This is a genomic window from Salmonella sp. NW645 (assembly GCF_051703725.1).
Lineage (GTDB): Bacteria > Pseudomonadota > Gammaproteobacteria > Enterobacterales > Enterobacteriaceae > Salmonella > Salmonella enterica.
Genome location: NZ_JAMMKR010000001.1, coordinates 742464 through 757191, shown reverse-complemented (window position 1 = coordinate 757191; position 14728 = coordinate 742464). Strand labels below are relative to the sequence as shown.

Sequence of the window (14728 nt, the reverse complement as noted above, 5' to 3'; positions counted from 1 at the left end):
CGGCGGGCGGTGATAGAGCGCAGTATCCGGCTGGCGCAGGAGAAATAATGCCCTGACGGCCCGGTGGCGTGGCGCCACCGGGCCTGGCTTGTTACTGCATTCCGCGTGTTTGTAAAAATAGAATGGTCGCCGCGACGCGCGAGCGCACGTTTAGCTTGCGAAGCAGATTACGAATGTGCACCTTAACCGTCTGCTCAGAAATATTCAGTACTGACGCAATCTGTTTGTTAGAAAGCCCCTGCGCCAGCTCATGCAAGACATCTAACTCTCGTTCGGTCAGGATACTAAAGGGATCTTCCTGCGCGCCAAACCGTTCGCGCTCACGCAGATATTCATTGACCCGATCGCTAAAGACTTTACCGCCGTTAGCGCCTTTGCGAATGGCCTCCAGCAGCACTTCCGGATCGCTATCTTTGAGCAGATAACCGTCGGCGCCGGCGTCGATCAGCGCGTAGATGTCGCTGGCGGAATCCGAGACGGTAAGAATAATAATTTGCGCCGTCACACCATCCCGGCGTAGCGCGTTCAGGGTATCTAACCCGCTCAGACCTTTCATATTCAGATCCAGCAGGATCAGATCGGGCTCAATGCGATTCGCCAGATCGATCGCACTCGCCCCGTCACCCGCTTCGGCAACGACATAAAAAGCCGGGTCCAGTTCCAGTAATTGACGAATACCTCGCCGCATAAGTGGATGGTCGTCCACAATAAGCACCTGAAAAGGTGTTACTTCAGGCATGCTATATCTCCTGAGTTTTATTAGAATGATTATTGTTTTCAGCGCGGAAATCGTCCAGATTTGCCACATTGTCAAGCGCGTAAATTTTACCCTAATTAGTGCATGGGTAAGTAGTAAAACCTGTGACAGGCGAGTAATTAGCTGAACGATAGAAAGGATAAAACAACCCGTTGTGAGAGAAAACAGAATACTCCCTGAGGTTGAATACTGGTCTGGACGCTTTTTTCGGACAATGTGACATAACAGAAGTATGGCATATGTAGCTGCGCCCTTGCACCCGTAAGCCCAGACTATCTTTACTGGCAGGAAATTCCTTATTAAAAGTCATAGTGTCTAAAGTTTGTCATTATTAACAAATTATTTTAATTGAATTTATTTATTGTTTTATTAATGTCAATGAAATACATCTGAGCAGAACGAATAAACCGCGACATCTGTTAAATTAAATATCAAGTCAATAGTAGAGATATTTTTATGCGATAAAGAGATTCTGACGATATTCTTATCATAAATGAAAATGTGGTCAGGAATGAGAGTCGTTCACTTATAACTTATCCTGGATGTGCCTGAACAACACTCGCGGCGTTTTGAGCACCCATTGGGGCGACTCAAGGGGAAAGCGTAGTGAGTATGTTTTGATTTCTGCACACAGCCCATGTCCAGCCTGTTTGCATCAAAAATGCTGGTTGGAGTAATTATGAAAATAATATTAATACTGGATGCTATATCAGCCGTTTCTGTGAGCGTAAGCGTGGCGTAGAAAATTTTAAATATATTAGTCGGTTAAAAATAGCTATTGACATTGAAATGGTGATGGAGTGTATATGAAGAGAATATTTATATATATATTATTACTTTGTGCATTCGCATGTTCTGCTAATGATAATGTTTTTTTTGGTAAGGGAAAAAAACATCAGATCTCTTTTGCTGGGGGAGAAAGTATAAGGAGAGGAGGGGTTGAGCACTTATATACGGCTTTTCTGACATACAGTGAACCCAGCGATTTTTTCTTTTTACAGGCAAGAAATAATCTGGAGTTAGGAGGATTTAAGGCTAAGGGGAACGATGATTGCAGTAAACATTCTGGCAGCGTTCCCTGCAATAAATATAACCAGGGCGTATTGGGTATCTCGAAGGATGTGGCGCTGGTTCATTTCGCTGGTATCTATACCGGTATTGGTCTGGGGGCTTATATAAAATCTAAGTCGCGAGATGATATGCGTGTCAATTCTGCATTTACCTTTGGGGAAAAAGCGTTTCTTGGTTGGAACTTTGGGGCTTTTTCTACAGAAGCTTATATTCGGCATTTCTCGAATGGATCACTCACGGATAAAAATTCAGGGCATAATTTTGTAGGTGCTTCAATTAGTTATAATTTCTAAAGTTGAATAACAATTAGCGAGTTGCTGGCTGAAGGAGTAATTAATCACAGTACGTTGTCTACAAAAACGTGTTGTGACTAGCCGATCGTTATCGGCCCTATGGCGACAGGGAGGCTAATTGTTAGTGACAAAGAAGTGGTAAGCCATTTACCTTACCAGAACGTTTTATTATTGCTGCAACAGATTGCTTACTCATTTACCTGCCACTGCGAACATTTCTTCCAGCATAGGGTGTAGATGCGCTTTTTCTGTTTTAGTACAAACATGGTTTACGTTATTTGCCTGCATTGACTTTACTGTGACCACTGCACAGGAAAGATGTCCGATCAGTTCATGCAAAATCAGTTCATGCAAAATAACGTCTCTGGCATCAGCTAACTTTTTAATTGCAGGCATAAAAAAACCAGCCCTGAGAGGCTGGTTTTTAAGGGGAATTTTGGTCGGCACGAGAGGATTTGAACCTCCGACCCCCGACACCCCATGACGGTGCGCTACCAGGCTGCGCTACGTGCCGACTTGTGGGTGCTAATACTACCTCTTTCCAACGCGAATGCAAGGGGAAACGGTGCTAACTGATTTATAATTAATCAGTTAGCGATAAAACGTTTCTCTTCTGTTAGCACTTGCAGCAGCAGACTGAGCTGCGGCTTCTGATCTTTGATCTTCTCGCCGTGTAAATTATAGGTCTGATAATGACCGTTATTATTGAGCACCAGGATCATTTGCGGCGTCGTGATTGCCAACGTACTGCCGTCTGCCGCCGTTACCCAGTTATGGCGACGTGGAACGGTAAAGATGTCCTGGCCCTGTGAATATTCGTTCGCTGGCGTGCTGACATGTAACAGGCGTTGCATCAACGTGGTCATTACATCGGTATGATCGGTAAGCGCATTAATACGCTGCGCAGGCGTCCCCGGCCAGTGGATCACCAGCGGTACTTGCAGATGACCTTGCGACCAGTCGAAGCGATTTTCTTCCGGCGTCAACGGTATGCCGCGTCCTGCGGTAATGATCACGACGGTATTGTCGAATTTACCGGCCTCTCGCAGCGCGTTCAGAACCCGATTGATTTGCGCATCCACGTCGCTGGCGGCGCTGGCGTAACGCTTAACAAAATTCTTCTGATTACTGTCATCAATGTTAGTACCGTTAAACGATACCCATGAGAACCAGCGGTTATCTTCCTGTGCGTAGCGCCCAAGCCAGTCTATCCACTGGCTGGCCGTTTGCGCATCAGACTGCGTCTGCGCTGTCGGCATCGAGAAATCGGACAGTAATGCCTGACGGTAAAGCGGGCTGGCGAAACCATCCGAAGAAAACAGTCCCAGTTGGTAGCCTTGCTGATTCAACGCGGTAATGAGCGCCGCAGGCGTTCTGGTGGATAACACGCCATCCATATAGCCTGGCGATATGCCATAGAACAGGCCGAAAATACCGTTATCAGTGGTATTCCCTGAACTCATATGACGGGTGAAGTCGATGTTTTGTTCGGCAAATTTAGCCAGCTCCGGCATCTGCTTCTCAAAGCGAGAATAGTTCAGGCCGTCTACGGTAATGAGCAGCACATTCTGACCGGTGCCCATATCGCGATAGTGCAAATTGCTGAGCGGGTACTGTACGGAGACCGCTTCCGGATTGCCTTGCTCTACCAGACGGCGCTGATATTCCTGCGCATCCAGCAGACCGTGTTTTTCAAGAAAACGTCGCGCCGTCATCGGATAAGAGAGCGGCAGGTTTGCCCGCTGCATGGTAATCGGCCGGTAAAAATTAGCGTCTGCCCAGATGTAGATAAGATGCGATGCGATAAAGGAGACGAAAAAGAATGCCGCAAGCGGCCTTGCGAAATGGCGGCGGCGCGTGAGACTGCGCAACTTTTGCCAACTCCATGTCGCAAATAGCATCTCAATCAATAAGATAACCGGCACGCTAATAAACATAAGCTGCCAGTCGCGCGCCGTTTCGTTCTGGTCAGGGTTGATGACCAGCTCCCAGACAATGGGATTAAGATGCAGGTGAAAACGGGTAAAGACTTCGCTGTCGATAAGCAACAACGTCATACCTGCGGTCGCCAGAATGGCTGATAAAAACCGCATCAGCCGCTGGGACATCACGATAAACGTGAGCGGAAAAAGAATAAGCAAATAGGTGGCGAACACCAGAAAGCTAAAGTGCCCGACAATGCTCAGGTAGGAGTATATGCGACCCGCAAGCGTTGTCGGCCAGTCGGCGACAAACAGGTAACGGCTGCCGAGCAACGTAGCCAACAGTATATTGAACAGAGCGAACCAGTGCCCCCAGCTAACCATCTGGGAGACTTTTTCACGGTAGCGCTGACGATGAGTTACCATACCTGTCGCTTGTTTCTCCGGAGTCGGCTTTTTAGTGCGCGTTGTCTTCGCTAATCGAAGACTGCAAGGCGCGGGCAAAAGAGTTCGCAATCGCCTGGCGTTGAGCCGGCGCAACGCTGGTGTTGATAAGGTTGGTGACCATATTTCCCAGCACCATCAGGGAAAGATCGGTCGGCGCCTTATGTTTTTCCAGTACACTGAGCAGTTCGCTCAGCAGTTGTTCAACATGTTCATCACTATAGCGGGAGAGTTGTGGCATAAATCAAAATCTGTTTGTTCATGAAAGGGCAACATATTACCGTAGCAACAGTTTTTTTTCTGCATTTTTATCCCCTAAATCATTCGCGTTACGGATAACGCCTGAAATGACAGGGCGATTGCTTGCGTCTTCCGGCAGGCGGTGGTTGAATACCGCCCGGTCTTAAAGGAGAGTTTATCATGAGTCTGGATATCAACCAGATTGCCCTGCACCAGCTTATCAAGCGCGATGAGCAAAATCTTGAGCTGGTCTTGCGCGATTCATTGCTGGAGCCGACAACCACCGTTGTCGAGATGGTGGCTGAACTGCATCGGGTCTATAGCGCCAAGAATAAGGCGTATGGCCTGTTTAGCGAAGAGAGTGAACTGGCGCAAGCGCTGCGGTTGCAACGTCAGGGGGAAGAAGATTTTCTTGCCTTTAGCCGGGCGGCGACCGGACGCCTGCGTGACGAACTGGCGAAATATCCCTTTGCGGACGGCGGCATTGTATTGTTCTGCCATTATCGTTACCTGGCGGTGGAGTATCTGCTGGTTACGGTACTGAACAACCTGAGCAGTATGCGGGTCAATGAAAATCTGGACATTAACCCGACGCATTATCTTGATATTAACCATGCGGATATCGTGGCGCGTATCGATCTTACCGAGTGGGAAACTAATCCGCAATCGACCCGCTATCTGACGTTTCTCAAAGGTCGGGTAGGGCGCAAGGTCGCTGACTTCTTTATGGATTTCCTCGGCGCCAGCGAAGGGTTGAACGCCAAAGCGCAGAATCGCGGCCTGTTGCAGGCAGTGGATGATTTCACCGCAGAAGCGCAGTTGGATAAAGCAGAACGTCAGAACGTGCGCCAGCAGGTGTACAGCTATTGCAACGAGCAGTTACAAGCCGGGGAAGAGATTGAGCTGGAATCGCTGTCTAAAGAGCTTTCCGGCGTCAGTGAAGTCAGCTTCAGCGAATTTACCGCCGAAAAAGGCTATGAGCTGGAAGAGAGCTTCCCGGCAGATCGCAGTACGCTACGCCAGTTAACCAAATATGCCGGCAGCGGCGGCGGGTTAACGATTAACTTTGATGCGATGCTGCTGGGCGAGCGGATTTTCTGGGACCCGGCGACCGATACCCTGACTATCAAAGGGACGCCGCCGAATTTGCGCGATCAGTTGCAGCGACGCACGTCGGGCGGGAAATAAAGTCGCTTGCCGGATGGGGGAGGAAACGCCTTATCCGGCAAGTGTGATTCATCTTTACCGCGAACTAAATTCCATAAAAAAACCCCGCCGGGGCGGGGTTTTTCTTCAACTTCCAGGCGATTACGCGCGAACGAAGTCGATGTGAGTCAGCTTCGGTTTGTAAGCGTGACGCTGTACAGCCTGAGCTTTAACTTTTACTTCTTTACCGTCAACAACGAGGGTCAGAACTTCGCTGTAGAATTCAGCTTTAGCTTGCATGTTCATCACCTGGTCGTGGTCCAGTTCGATAGCAATCGGGGCTTCAGAACCGCCGTAGATGATTGCCGGGAACTTGTTAGCGGCGCGCAGGCGGCGGCTCGCACCCTTACCCTGCTCTTTACGTACTTCTGCGTTGATAGTAAACATTTAAATCTCTCTTTAATAATTCCTGCTACAGGCGACCCAGCAACAGGTAAGTGATCTGCTTTGCGTATGCAAAGGCGGGCGGGATTCTATACTCAAATCGCCGTTACATCAATGAAAAGTACAATTAACCACGTAATTCGTGCGCCCGGCGGAAGCGGCCTTCATAGTCGAACACTTTTTCACGCACCTGCCAGTACTGGCCTTTCATCCGCGCGACCACAAAGTCGGGATGCCGCAACAGCGCCTGCTGCGCGACAATATCCGCCGCCGTGATCCAGCGTAAAGGAACGCCGGGCGTGCGGGTATGCGGGCGAATAAATAGCTGTTCGAAAGCGGTACGCTGGGCGGGCGTGTGCAAGCGGAAGCGCTCACTGACATCCGCGCCGTCCTCGTCATAGTAAGTGATTTTCAGCCATTCGCCTTTCTCATCCTGCCCATGCTGCATCGTCATTCCGCTACAGCGCAGGACTAACGCATCCTTGAGCCTGAGCGCCGCTTTTAACATATCGTCCGGGTCGACCAGAATGGCGTCACATTCCCGGCAGCGTCGGGCGGCAATATCGTTTTCGGCATTACACTGCGGGCAGTTTTTGAAGCGAAAGCGAAAATCGCACTGCTCGCGATGGCCGTCGTCATCGTCAAACCAGCCCTGGCAGCGACGGCCAAAGTGTTCAATCAGCGTGCCGTCGGCAGTGGTTTTCCCCCAGAAGGTGTTGGCAAAGCCGCAGGCCGGACAAAATACCTGGACAGGGACGTTATCGCTTTTTCCCTTCGGGCTACCGACCTCCGGGGCATACAGGTCGTGCGGGTTGCCAGCGTAATCAAGAATCAGGCAATCGGTCTTTCCCGACGCAAGGCGCAGACCACGCCCGACAATTTGTTGGTAAAGACTAACTGACTCGGTGGGACGTAGAATCGCGATGAGATCAACGTGTGGGGCGTCAAAGCCGGTGGTCAGCACCGAGACGTTAACCAGATAGCGAAAACGCTGCGCCTTGAAATTATCAATCAGCGCATCGCGCTCGGGCCCTGGCGTATCGCCGGTAATCAGCGCCGCGTCGTCCGCCGGAAGCAGACCGACAATCTCTTTCGCATGTTCGACCGTGGCGGCGAAAATCATCACGCCTTTGCGCGTTTGCGCAAATTCCATAATCTGGCTGATGATGTGCGGCGTAATCCGCTGCTGCTTTTTCAGCTCGCGGTTCAGGTCGGCTTCGCTGAACAGCCCATTGCTTTGGGCCTGCAGGCGGCTGAAATCGTATTGGACCACTGGCATATCAAGCCGCTCAGGCGGCGTCAGATAGCCGTGTTTAATCATATAGCGCAGCGGCAGTTCATAAATACAGTCGCGAAACAGAGCGTTGTCGTTGCCGCGCACCATACCGTGATAATGAAATTGATAAATCCAGCCTTTTCCGAGGCGAAAAGGCGTGGCGGTTAGCCCAAGCAGACGTAAGTGAGGATTAACTTTACTCAGGTGAGTGAGGATTTGCTGATACTGACTGTCTTCATCGTCACCGATGCGGTGGCATTCATCGACAATCAACAGCGAAAACTCCTCCTGGAAGGCGTCAAGATTACGCGCCACCGACTGTACGCTGCCGAACACGACTTTGCCCTGACTCTCTTTACGTTTGAGTCCGGCGGCGAAAATATCCGCTTCCAGCCCCAGCGCGCAATATTTGGCGTGGTTCTGCGCGACCAGCTCTTTCACATGCGCCAGCACCAGTACCCGTCCGCGGGCGACGCGCGCCAGTTCGGCGATCACCAGGCTTTTACCCGCGCCGGTCGGCAGAACAATCACGGCGGGCGTACGGTGGCGGCGAAAGTGGCTGAGCGTGGCGTCTACGGCTTCTTGCTGGTAGGGGCGGAGTGTAAAAATCATGGTCTCACTACGTTAAACGGTTCCGGGAATAGTATGCCATGAATCATTTCCCTTGAGGGATATAGTTAGCCCGCTATACTGAGCGGATAGCAATTCCCTTTTTTCGGGTAGAATGCCCGATTTCCGTATTATTACAGGCTAAATCACACACATGCGACTTGATAAATTTATCGCTCAGCAGCTTGGCGTCAGCCGCGCTATTGCCGGGCGTGAAATTCGTGGTAACCGCGTTACCGTCGATGGCGACATCATTAAAAATGCGGCCTTCAAACTGCTCCCGGAACATGCGGTTGCGTATGACGGCAATCCCTTAGCGCAGCAACACGGGCCACGCTATTTTATGCTTAACAAGCCGCAGGGATACGTTTGTTCAACCGATGATCCCGATCATCCAACGGTGCTGTATTTCCTGGATGAGCCGGTGGCGTATAAGCTGCATGCCGCAGGACGTCTGGATATTGATACTACCGGTCTGGTGTTAATGACAGATGACGGTCAATGGTCGCACCGCATTACGTCGCCGCGCCATCACTGTGAAAAAACCTATCTGGTGACCCTGGAGTCGCCGGTGGCCGACGATACGGCAGCGCAATTTGCGAAAGGCGTGCAGTTGCATAATGAAAAAGATCTCACTAAACCCGCTACGCTGGAGGTGATAACGCCTGTGCAGGTCCGTCTGACCATCAGCGAAGGCCGTTATCATCAGGTGAAGCGGATGTTTGCCGCAGTAGGCAATCGCGTTGTGGAACTGCACCGCGAACGGATTGGCGCCATTACGCTGGATGAGAATCTGGCTCCCGGCGAGTACCGCCCGTTGACTGAAGAAGAAATCGCCAGCGTCGGCTAACTATCTCGTTAAATTCAGGAGTTCGATGTGACCACCCGGCAGCACTCTTCCTTTGCCATTGTCTTTATTCTTGGCCTGTTGGCCATGTTAATGCCGCTGTCGATTGATATGTATCTTCCAGCGCTGCCGGTGATTTCTGCGCAATTCGGCGTGCCTGCCGGTAGCGCGCAGATGACGCTCAGCACCTATATTCTGGGGTTTGCGCTGGGTCAGCTTATCTATGGACCGATGGCGGATAGCCTCGGGCGTAAGCCGGTCATCCTGGGCGGGACGCTGGTATTTGCCGCGGCGGCGGTTGCCTGTGCGTTGGCGCAGACTATCGATCAACTGATCGTGATGCGTTTCTTTCACGGTTTGGCGGCCGCAGCGGCAAGCGTCGTCATCAATGCGCTGATGCGGGATATTTATCCAAAGGAAGAGTTTTCGCGCATGATGTCATTTGTCATGCTGGTCACTACGATAGCGCCATTAATGGCGCCCATTGTCGGCGGCTGGGTGTTGGTATGGTTAAGCTGGCACTATATCTTCTGGATACTGGCCATTGCGGCGATTCTGGCGTCAGTCATGATCTTTGCTCTGATTAAAGAGACGCTGCCCGTTGAGCGGCGTCAGCCTTTTCATATTCGTACCACAATAGGTAACTTTGCCGCGTTGTTTCGCCACAAACGCGTACTGAGCTATATGCTGGCGAGCGGGTTTAGTTTTGCCGGTATGTTCTCTTTTTTGAGCGCGGGGCCGTTTGTTTATATCGAAATTAATCATGTTCCGCCACAGGATTTCGGCTACTACTTCGCGTTGAACATCGTATTTCTGTTTGTGATGACGATTATCAACAGCCGTTTTGTCAGACGGGTAGGGGCGCTAAACATGTTTCGGGCCGGGCTATGGATTCAGTTTGCGATGGCGGTGTGGATGGTTTTCAGCGCGCTGATGGGCATTGGATTCTGGGCGCTGGTGGTCGGCGTTGCGGCGTTTGTCGGCTGTGTGTCGATGGTTTCGTCCAATGCGATGGCGGTCATTTTGGATGAGTTTCCGCATATGGCCGGAACGGCGTCTTCGTTGGCGGGCACTTTCCGCTTTGGTATTGGCGCTATCGTCGGCGCGTTGCTGTCGCTGGCTACCTTTACCAGTGCGTGGCCGATGATCTGGTCGATTGCGCTTTGCGCCGCCTGTTCCATTCTGTTTTATCTCTACGCCAGCCGTCCCAAAAAACGGTGACGGGCGCGGTGTCCCTCAATGGCGCCGAAAAATGCGCAGGCGGCGTTGGGGGGCGCTATCCGCTAGACGATGGCAAAGCCAAACGGCTTTCATAGTTGATGCATATCAATTACCAATTCATCATTTTCCTCATTTATGTTTATTTTATGTAAAATCAATTTATGTAAAAAGTCACATCATTGTAGTTAAAAAGGTTGAGTTAGATCGCAGAAACGGGTACATATAGCCCGCCGCTATCTCCGCGTCGGTAAAACTATTTTAACTCCCGCTTGCTGTAGAGCCACTGACGGAGAGTAGGGCGTTAGCAATCTGTTTAAGGACGGGTTGTCAATGATGTGTTAATATAAATGTAATTAAATTGTGAAGTAATTGTGCTTCCGGGGAAAGAAAGTGAATACATTACAGCTCTCAATTGTTCACCGTCTGCCGCAAAACTATCGCTGGTCGGCGGGTTTTGCGGGGTCAAAGGTTGAACCGATTCCGCAAAACGGGCAGAGCACCGAGAATAGTCTGGTGGCGCTTAAACTGTTGAGTCCGGCAGGCGATAGCGCGTGGTCAGTTATGCATAAGCTCAGCCAGGCGCTAAGCGATATTGAAGTTCCTTGCTCCGTGCTGGAGTGCGAAGGGGAACCGTGCCTGTTCGTTAATCGTCAGGATGAGTTTGCCGCCACCTGTCGGCTGAAAAATTTCGGCGTGGCGATAGCGGAACCTTTTTCTAACAATAATCCTTTTTAGGCGTCAGCTTAACGCGAGTAGCTGACGCGTATAGGCCTGTTGCGGTGCGGTAAACACGCGCTCGCATTGCCCCTGTTCAACCACCTCCCCCTGTCGCAGCACGATAACCTGATGGCACAGCGCGCGTACTACATGCAGATCGTGGCTAATGAAGATATAGGCCAGACGGTGCTTTTGCTGGAGCGATTTCAGGAGGGCAAGAATCTGCGCCTGAACGGTTTTATCCAGCGATGAGGTCGGTTCATCCAGAATAATAAGCGACGGTTTTAAAATCAGCGCCCTGGCGACGGCGATACGTTGACGCTGGCCGCCGGAAAACTCAGCGGGGTAACGATGCCGCGTTTCCGGGTCCAGGCCGACTTCCATCATGACCGCTTTTACCTGCTGTTCGCGCTGCGCGCCTGAAAGCGTAGGCTGGTGGACGCGCAGGCCTTCTTCGATAATTTGCAACACGTTTAAACGCGGGTTTAGCGATGAGTTTGGGTCCTGGAATACGACCTGGATACGGTGGCGAACAGGTAAAAGCTGGCGGCGGTTTAACGTATCCAGCGATTGACCGTCAAACACGATGCGGCCTTCGGAGCGGATAAGCCGTAACAGCGCCAGACCGGTGGTGCTTTTTCCCGATCCTGACTCGCCGACCAGACCCAGCGTTTCGCCTGGATGCAGGGTGAAACTGATATTGTTAACCACCACATTATGATCCACGACGCGCTTCAGAATGCCTTTGCGGATCGGGAAGGCGACGCGCAGCCTGTCCACCTCCAGCAACGGCATCTGCCCGGCGGGGAGCGGAACCGGATCGCCTGTGGGTTCGCTGTTGAGTAGTTTTTGCGTGTACGGATGGGTCGGCGCGGAGAGCAGCGTGTCGGCGCGTTGGTTCTCTACGCACTTGCCGTGTTGCATTACCGCCACCGAATCCGCCAGTTTTTTTACAATGCTGAGGTTATGGGTGATAAACAGCAATCCCATATTGAGCTCGCGCTGGAGTTCCCGCAGTAGAGATAAAATCTGCGCCTGTACGGAGACGTCGAGGGCGGTGGTCGGCTCATCGGCGATCAGTAATTCCGGCCGTGTTAACAGCGCCATGGCTATCATGACGCGCTGGCGTTCGCCGCCGGAAAGCTGATGCGGATAATCGCGCAGACGCTGGCTCGCCTGGCGGATACCGACCCGATCCAGACAACCGATCATCTCCGCCCTTGCCGCCTCCCGACGCATTCCCCGATGGAGCGACAGCACTTCATAGAGCTGTTTTTCCAGCGTATGCAGCGGGTTAAGTGAAACCATCGGTTCCTGAAAAATCATGGCGATTTTATTGCCGCGCACGCCGCGTAGCGTCTGCTCGCTGGCATGAAGCAATGATTCGCCGTGAAAGCGAATATCGCCGGAGAGGTAGACGGCGGGAGGGGTAGGCAAAAGACGCAGAATGGAAAGCGCCGTCACGCTTTTTCCTGACCCGGACTCGCCGACCAGCGCCAGCGTTTCCCCGGCGTTCACCTGTAACGAAATGGCGTTAACGACAGGACGTACGTGCTGTTGCTGACGGAAACCTACCGATAAATTTTCAATCGCAAGCAATGGAGATGTCATCTTATACCGCCTTAGCAGGATCAAAGGCGTCGCGTACCGCTTCGCCGATAAAAATCAGCAGCGATAGCAGAATGGCGACAGACAGAAAGGCGGTGATCCCCAGCCAGGGAGCCTGTAAGTTGTTTTTCCCCTGTAAAAGAAGTTCGCCGAGAGAAGGGGAGCCAAGCGGCAGACCAAATCCCAGAAAATCCAGCGACGTCAGGGTGGTGATGGAGCTACATAAAATAAACGGTAAAAATGTCAGGGTAGCGACCATCGCATTAGGCAACATATGGCGCAGGATAATGTCACGATCACTGACGCCAAGCGCCTGCGCGGCGCGGATATAGTCAAAATTGCGGGTCCGTAAAAACTCGGCGCGCACCACGCCCACCAGACTCATCCAGCCAAACAGTACGGTTATGGCCAGCAACCACCAGAAGTTAGGCTGCACTACGCTGGAAAGTAAAATAATCAGAAACAGGGTCGGCATTCCCGACCAGACTTCAATGAGGCGTTGCCCCCATAAATCGACTTTGCCGCCATAATAGCCCTGTAGCGCGCCCGCCAGTACGCCCATGACGCTGGAGCAAATCGTTAACATCAGACCGAATAAAATAGAAATGCGGGTGCCGTACAGGATGCGGGCGAAAACGTCGCCGCCATTCGCATCGGTGCCCAGCCAGTTTTTCGCCGAAGGCGGGGAGGGGAAAGGCTGCGTGGTGGCAAAATTAATGGTATTGGCGCCAAAGCGTACGGGGGCCCACAACACCCAGCCCCGATTCTCAAGCTGCCGTTGTAGCCAGGGGTCCTGATAATCTGCCGTTGTCGCCAGCGGGCCGCCGAAATCGCGCTCGCTGTAATTTTTTACCAGCGGAAAATACCACTGGCCTTCATAGCGCACCAGCAATGGCTTATCGTTAGCAATCAGTTCCGCGCATAAGCTCAGGCTGAACACGATCAGGAAAATCCATAGTGACCAGTAGCCCCGGCGATTATGGCGGAAACGCGCCCAGCGGGCCTGATTGACCGGGCTTAATCGCGGCATTATCGTCCCTCAAAATCAATGCGTGGATCGACCAGCGTATAGCTGATATCGCTCAGGATATTCAGTAATAAGCCAATCAGGGTAAAGATATAAAGCGTGCCGAACATCACCGGATAGTCGCGCGAAACGGTTGCTTCATAACCCAGCAGCCCCAGGCCGTTGAGCGAGAACATGACTTCAATTAGCAGCGAGCCGGTGAAAAACATACTGATAAAAGTGGCGGGAAACCCGGCGATCACCAGCAGCATGGCGTTACGAAAAACATGTTTCCAGAGAATGTTTTTTTCACTCACGCCTTTAGCGCGAGCGGTAACGACATACTGTTTACGCACCTCGTCGAGAAACGAATTTTTCGTCAGCATCGTCAGGGCGGCAAAACCGCCGATGACGGTCGCCAACACCGGCAGCGTAATATGCCACAAATAATCGGTGATTTTTTGGTACCACGGTAATGTGTCAAAGTTGGGGGAGACCAGGCCACGTAGCGGAAAGATATCGTAGTAGCTGCCGCCGGCAAAAAAGACGATTAATAAAATAGCGAACAGAAAGGCGGGGATCGCATAACCAATAATGATAAACGCGCTGCTCCACACATCAAAGCGACTGCCGTTATGGACGGCTTTGCGAATCCCCAGCGGGATAGACACCAGATAAATAATCAGCGTGCTCCATAATCCCAGGGTAATGGAGACGGGAAGACTATCTTTGATCAGCGTCAGTACGGATGCGCTGCGAAACAGACTGTCACCGAAGTCAAAAGAGAGATAGTCCCGTAGCATCTTGAAATAACGCTCATGCAGCGGTTTGTCGAAGCCATAGCGATGGGTGATCTCCGCGATCACCTCCGGATCGAGTCCGCGGCCGCCGCGATAATGGCTGTCGCTGATATTGCCGACGCCGGTTTGCGCATGACTGGCGCGAACGCCTTCGCCGCTGGCACCGGGCAACGCGCCGCCCTGACCAAATTCAATCGCGGCAATCGCTTGATCGACAGGGCCGCCGGGAGCGATCTGCACGATAAAAAAGTTAATGGTAATAATGGCCCATAGCGTGGGGATCACCAGTAACAGACGGCGGATAAGATAGGCGCCCATTGATTCTTA

At 51.7% G+C, this 14728-nt stretch carries 14 protein-coding genes, 1 tRNA gene and 1 pseudogene; 5 read left to right on the top strand and 11 right to left on the bottom strand.

Features of this window, described 5'->3' with window-relative positions; translation table 11 throughout:
• Positions 1 to 91 precede the first annotated feature (91 nt).
• Complete coding sequence (gene narP / locus NA389_RS03855) at positions 92 to 739, bottom strand: nitrate/nitrite response regulator protein NarP (protein ID WP_001115500.1); 648 nt, start codon at positions 737 to 739, stop codon at positions 92 to 94.
• An 818-nt stretch (positions 740 to 1557) separates the two neighbouring features.
• On the opposite strand from narP, the gene pagL reads away from it, so the two are divergent.
• Positions 1558 to 2121, top strand: coding sequence for a lipid A 3-O-deacylase PagL (gene pagL / locus NA389_RS03850; RefSeq protein WP_000281866.1), 564 nt, complete (start codon positions 1558 to 1560; stop codon positions 2119 to 2121).
• Between the two features lie 192 nt (positions 2122 to 2313).
• On the opposite strand, the gene NA389_RS03845 is transcribed toward pagL, so the two are convergent.
• From NA389_RS03845 to NA389_RS03825, 5 genes and pseudogenes are all read right to left on the bottom strand, one after another.
• Complete coding sequence (locus NA389_RS03845) at positions 2314 to 2517, bottom strand: DinI-like family protein (protein WP_001110923.1); 204 nt, start codon at positions 2515 to 2517, stop codon at positions 2314 to 2316.
• Positions 2511 to 2603 (bottom strand): annotated as a pseudogene (locus NA389_RS03840) (hypothetical protein); the annotation flags it as partial. The gene NA389_RS03845 and the pseudogene NA389_RS03840, both read right to left, overlap by 7 nt.
• A tRNA-Pro gene (locus NA389_RS03835) sits at positions 2559 to 2635 on the bottom strand. The gene NA389_RS03835 and the pseudogene NA389_RS03840, both read right to left, overlap by 45 nt.
• A gap of 73 nt (positions 2636 to 2708) precedes the next feature.
• Positions 2709 to 4469: an LPS biosynthesis-modulating metalloenzyme YejM gene (gene yejM / locus NA389_RS03830; protein ID WP_000256159.1), complete on the bottom strand. Its 1761-nt coding sequence runs from the start codon at positions 4467 to 4469 to the stop codon at positions 2709 to 2711.
• A gap of 31 nt (positions 4470 to 4500) precedes the next feature.
• On the bottom strand, positions 4501 to 4728 hold the full coding sequence (locus tag NA389_RS03825) for a YejL family protein (protein ID WP_001135904.1): 228 nt from the start codon (positions 4726 to 4728) through the stop codon (positions 4501 to 4503).
• 179 nt (positions 4729 to 4907) lie between these two features.
• Between NA389_RS03825 and yejK the strand changes: the two genes are divergently transcribed.
• Entirely contained in the window at positions 4908 to 5915 is a 1008-nt protein-coding gene (gene yejK / locus NA389_RS03820) for a nucleoid-associated protein YejK (protein ID WP_000050812.1), read from the top strand.
• 120 nt (positions 5916 to 6035) lie between these two features.
• On the opposite strand, the gene rplY is transcribed toward yejK, so the two are convergent.
• Positions 6036 to 6320 (bottom strand): 50S ribosomal protein L25, encoded by a 285-nt coding sequence (rplY, locus tag NA389_RS03815; protein ID WP_000494192.1) that lies wholly within the window; start codon positions 6318 to 6320, stop codon positions 6036 to 6038.
• A gap of 124 nt (positions 6321 to 6444) precedes the next feature.
• On the bottom strand, positions 6445 to 8205 hold the full coding sequence (locus tag NA389_RS03810; protein WP_000578124.1) for a DEAD/DEAH box helicase: 1761 nt from the start codon (positions 8203 to 8205) through the stop codon (positions 6445 to 6447).
• Positions 8206 to 8356: 151 nt separating this feature from the next.
• On the opposite strand from NA389_RS03810, the gene rsuA reads away from it, so the two are divergent.
• The 3 genes from rsuA (at position 8357) to NA389_RS03795 (ending at position 11005) form a co-directional block, all read left to right on the top strand.
• Complete coding sequence (gene rsuA, locus NA389_RS03805) at positions 8357 to 9052, top strand: 16S rRNA pseudouridine(516) synthase RsuA (RefSeq protein WP_001234836.1); 696 nt, start codon at positions 8357 to 8359, stop codon at positions 9050 to 9052.
• 27 nt (positions 9053 to 9079) lie between these two features.
• The gene (locus NA389_RS03800) at positions 9080 to 10270 is read left to right on the top strand and encodes a Bcr/CflA family multidrug efflux MFS transporter (RefSeq protein WP_000213349.1); all 1191 of its coding nucleotides are present in this window, start codon (positions 9080 to 9082) and stop codon (positions 10268 to 10270) included.
• A 390-nt stretch (positions 10271 to 10660) separates the two neighbouring features.
• On the top strand, positions 10661 to 11005 hold the full coding sequence (locus NA389_RS03795) for a YejG family protein (RefSeq protein ID WP_001094639.1): 345 nt from the start codon (positions 10661 to 10663) through the stop codon (positions 11003 to 11005).
• 3 nt (positions 11006 to 11008) lie between these two features.
• Here the strand turns inward: NA389_RS03795 and yejF are convergent, their stop codons facing one another.
• Genes yejF through NA389_RS03780 form a run of 3 tightly spaced genes read right to left on the bottom strand, consistent with a single transcriptional unit; the run spans position 11009 to position 14719 of the window.
• A complete protein-coding gene (yejF, locus tag NA389_RS03790) occupies positions 11009 to 12598 on the bottom strand; it encodes a microcin C ABC transporter ATP-binding protein YejF (protein ID WP_000203614.1) in 1590 nt (529 codons plus the stop codon).
• A 1-nt stretch (position 12599) separates the two neighbouring features.
• On the bottom strand, positions 12600 to 13625 hold the full coding sequence (locus NA389_RS03785) for an ABC transporter permease (protein ID WP_001137749.1): 1026 nt from the start codon (positions 13623 to 13625) through the stop codon (positions 12600 to 12602).
• A complete protein-coding gene (locus tag NA389_RS03780; protein WP_000501625.1) occupies positions 13625 to 14719 on the bottom strand; it encodes a microcin C ABC transporter permease YejB in 1095 nt (364 codons plus the stop codon). The genes NA389_RS03785 and NA389_RS03780 overlap by 1 nt, the downstream gene beginning before the upstream one ends.
• Positions 14720 to 14728: the final 9 nt, after the last annotated feature.

What these genes read in the sequence shown, in the direction of transcription:
- NA389_RS03845 (WP_001110923.1), bottom strand. Translation starts at nt 2,517, where the DNA reads ATGCCTGCAATTAAAAAGTTAGCTGATGCCAGAGACGTTATTTTGCAT.
- NA389_RS03825 (WP_001135904.1), bottom strand. Translation starts at nt 4,728, where the DNA reads ATGCCACAACTCTCCCGCTATAGTGATGAACATGTTGAACAACTGCTG.
- rsuA (WP_001234836.1), top strand. Translation starts at nt 8,357, where the DNA reads ATGCGACTTGATAAATTTATCGCTCAGCAGCTTGGCGTCAGCCGCGCT.
- yejF (WP_000203614.1), bottom strand. Translation starts at nt 12,598, where the DNA reads ATGACATCTCCATTGCTTGCGATTGAAAATTTATCGGTAGGTTTCCGT.
- NA389_RS03785 (WP_001137749.1), bottom strand. Translation starts at nt 13,625, where the DNA reads ATGCCGCGATTAAGCCCGGTCAATCAGGCCCGCTGGGCGCGTTTCCGC.
- narP (WP_001115500.1), bottom strand. Translation starts at nt 739, where the DNA reads ATGCCTGAAGTAACACCTTTTCAGGTGCTTATTGTGGACGACCATCCA.
- yejK (WP_000050812.1), top strand. Translation starts at nt 4,908, where the DNA reads ATGAGTCTGGATATCAACCAGATTGCCCTGCACCAGCTTATCAAGCGC.
- yejM (WP_000256159.1), bottom strand. Translation starts at nt 4,469, where the DNA reads ATGGTAACTCATCGTCAGCGCTACCGTGAAAAAGTCTCCCAGATGGTT.
- rplY (WP_000494192.1), bottom strand. Translation starts at nt 6,320, where the DNA reads ATGTTTACTATCAACGCAGAAGTACGTAAAGAGCAGGGTAAGGGTGCG.
- NA389_RS03810 (WP_000578124.1), bottom strand. Translation starts at nt 8,205, where the DNA reads ATGATTTTTACACTCCGCCCCTACCAGCAAGAAGCCGTAGACGCCACG.
- NA389_RS03780 (WP_000501625.1), bottom strand. Translation starts at nt 14,719, where the DNA reads ATGGGCGCCTATCTTATCCGCCGTCTGTTACTGGTGATCCCCACGCTA.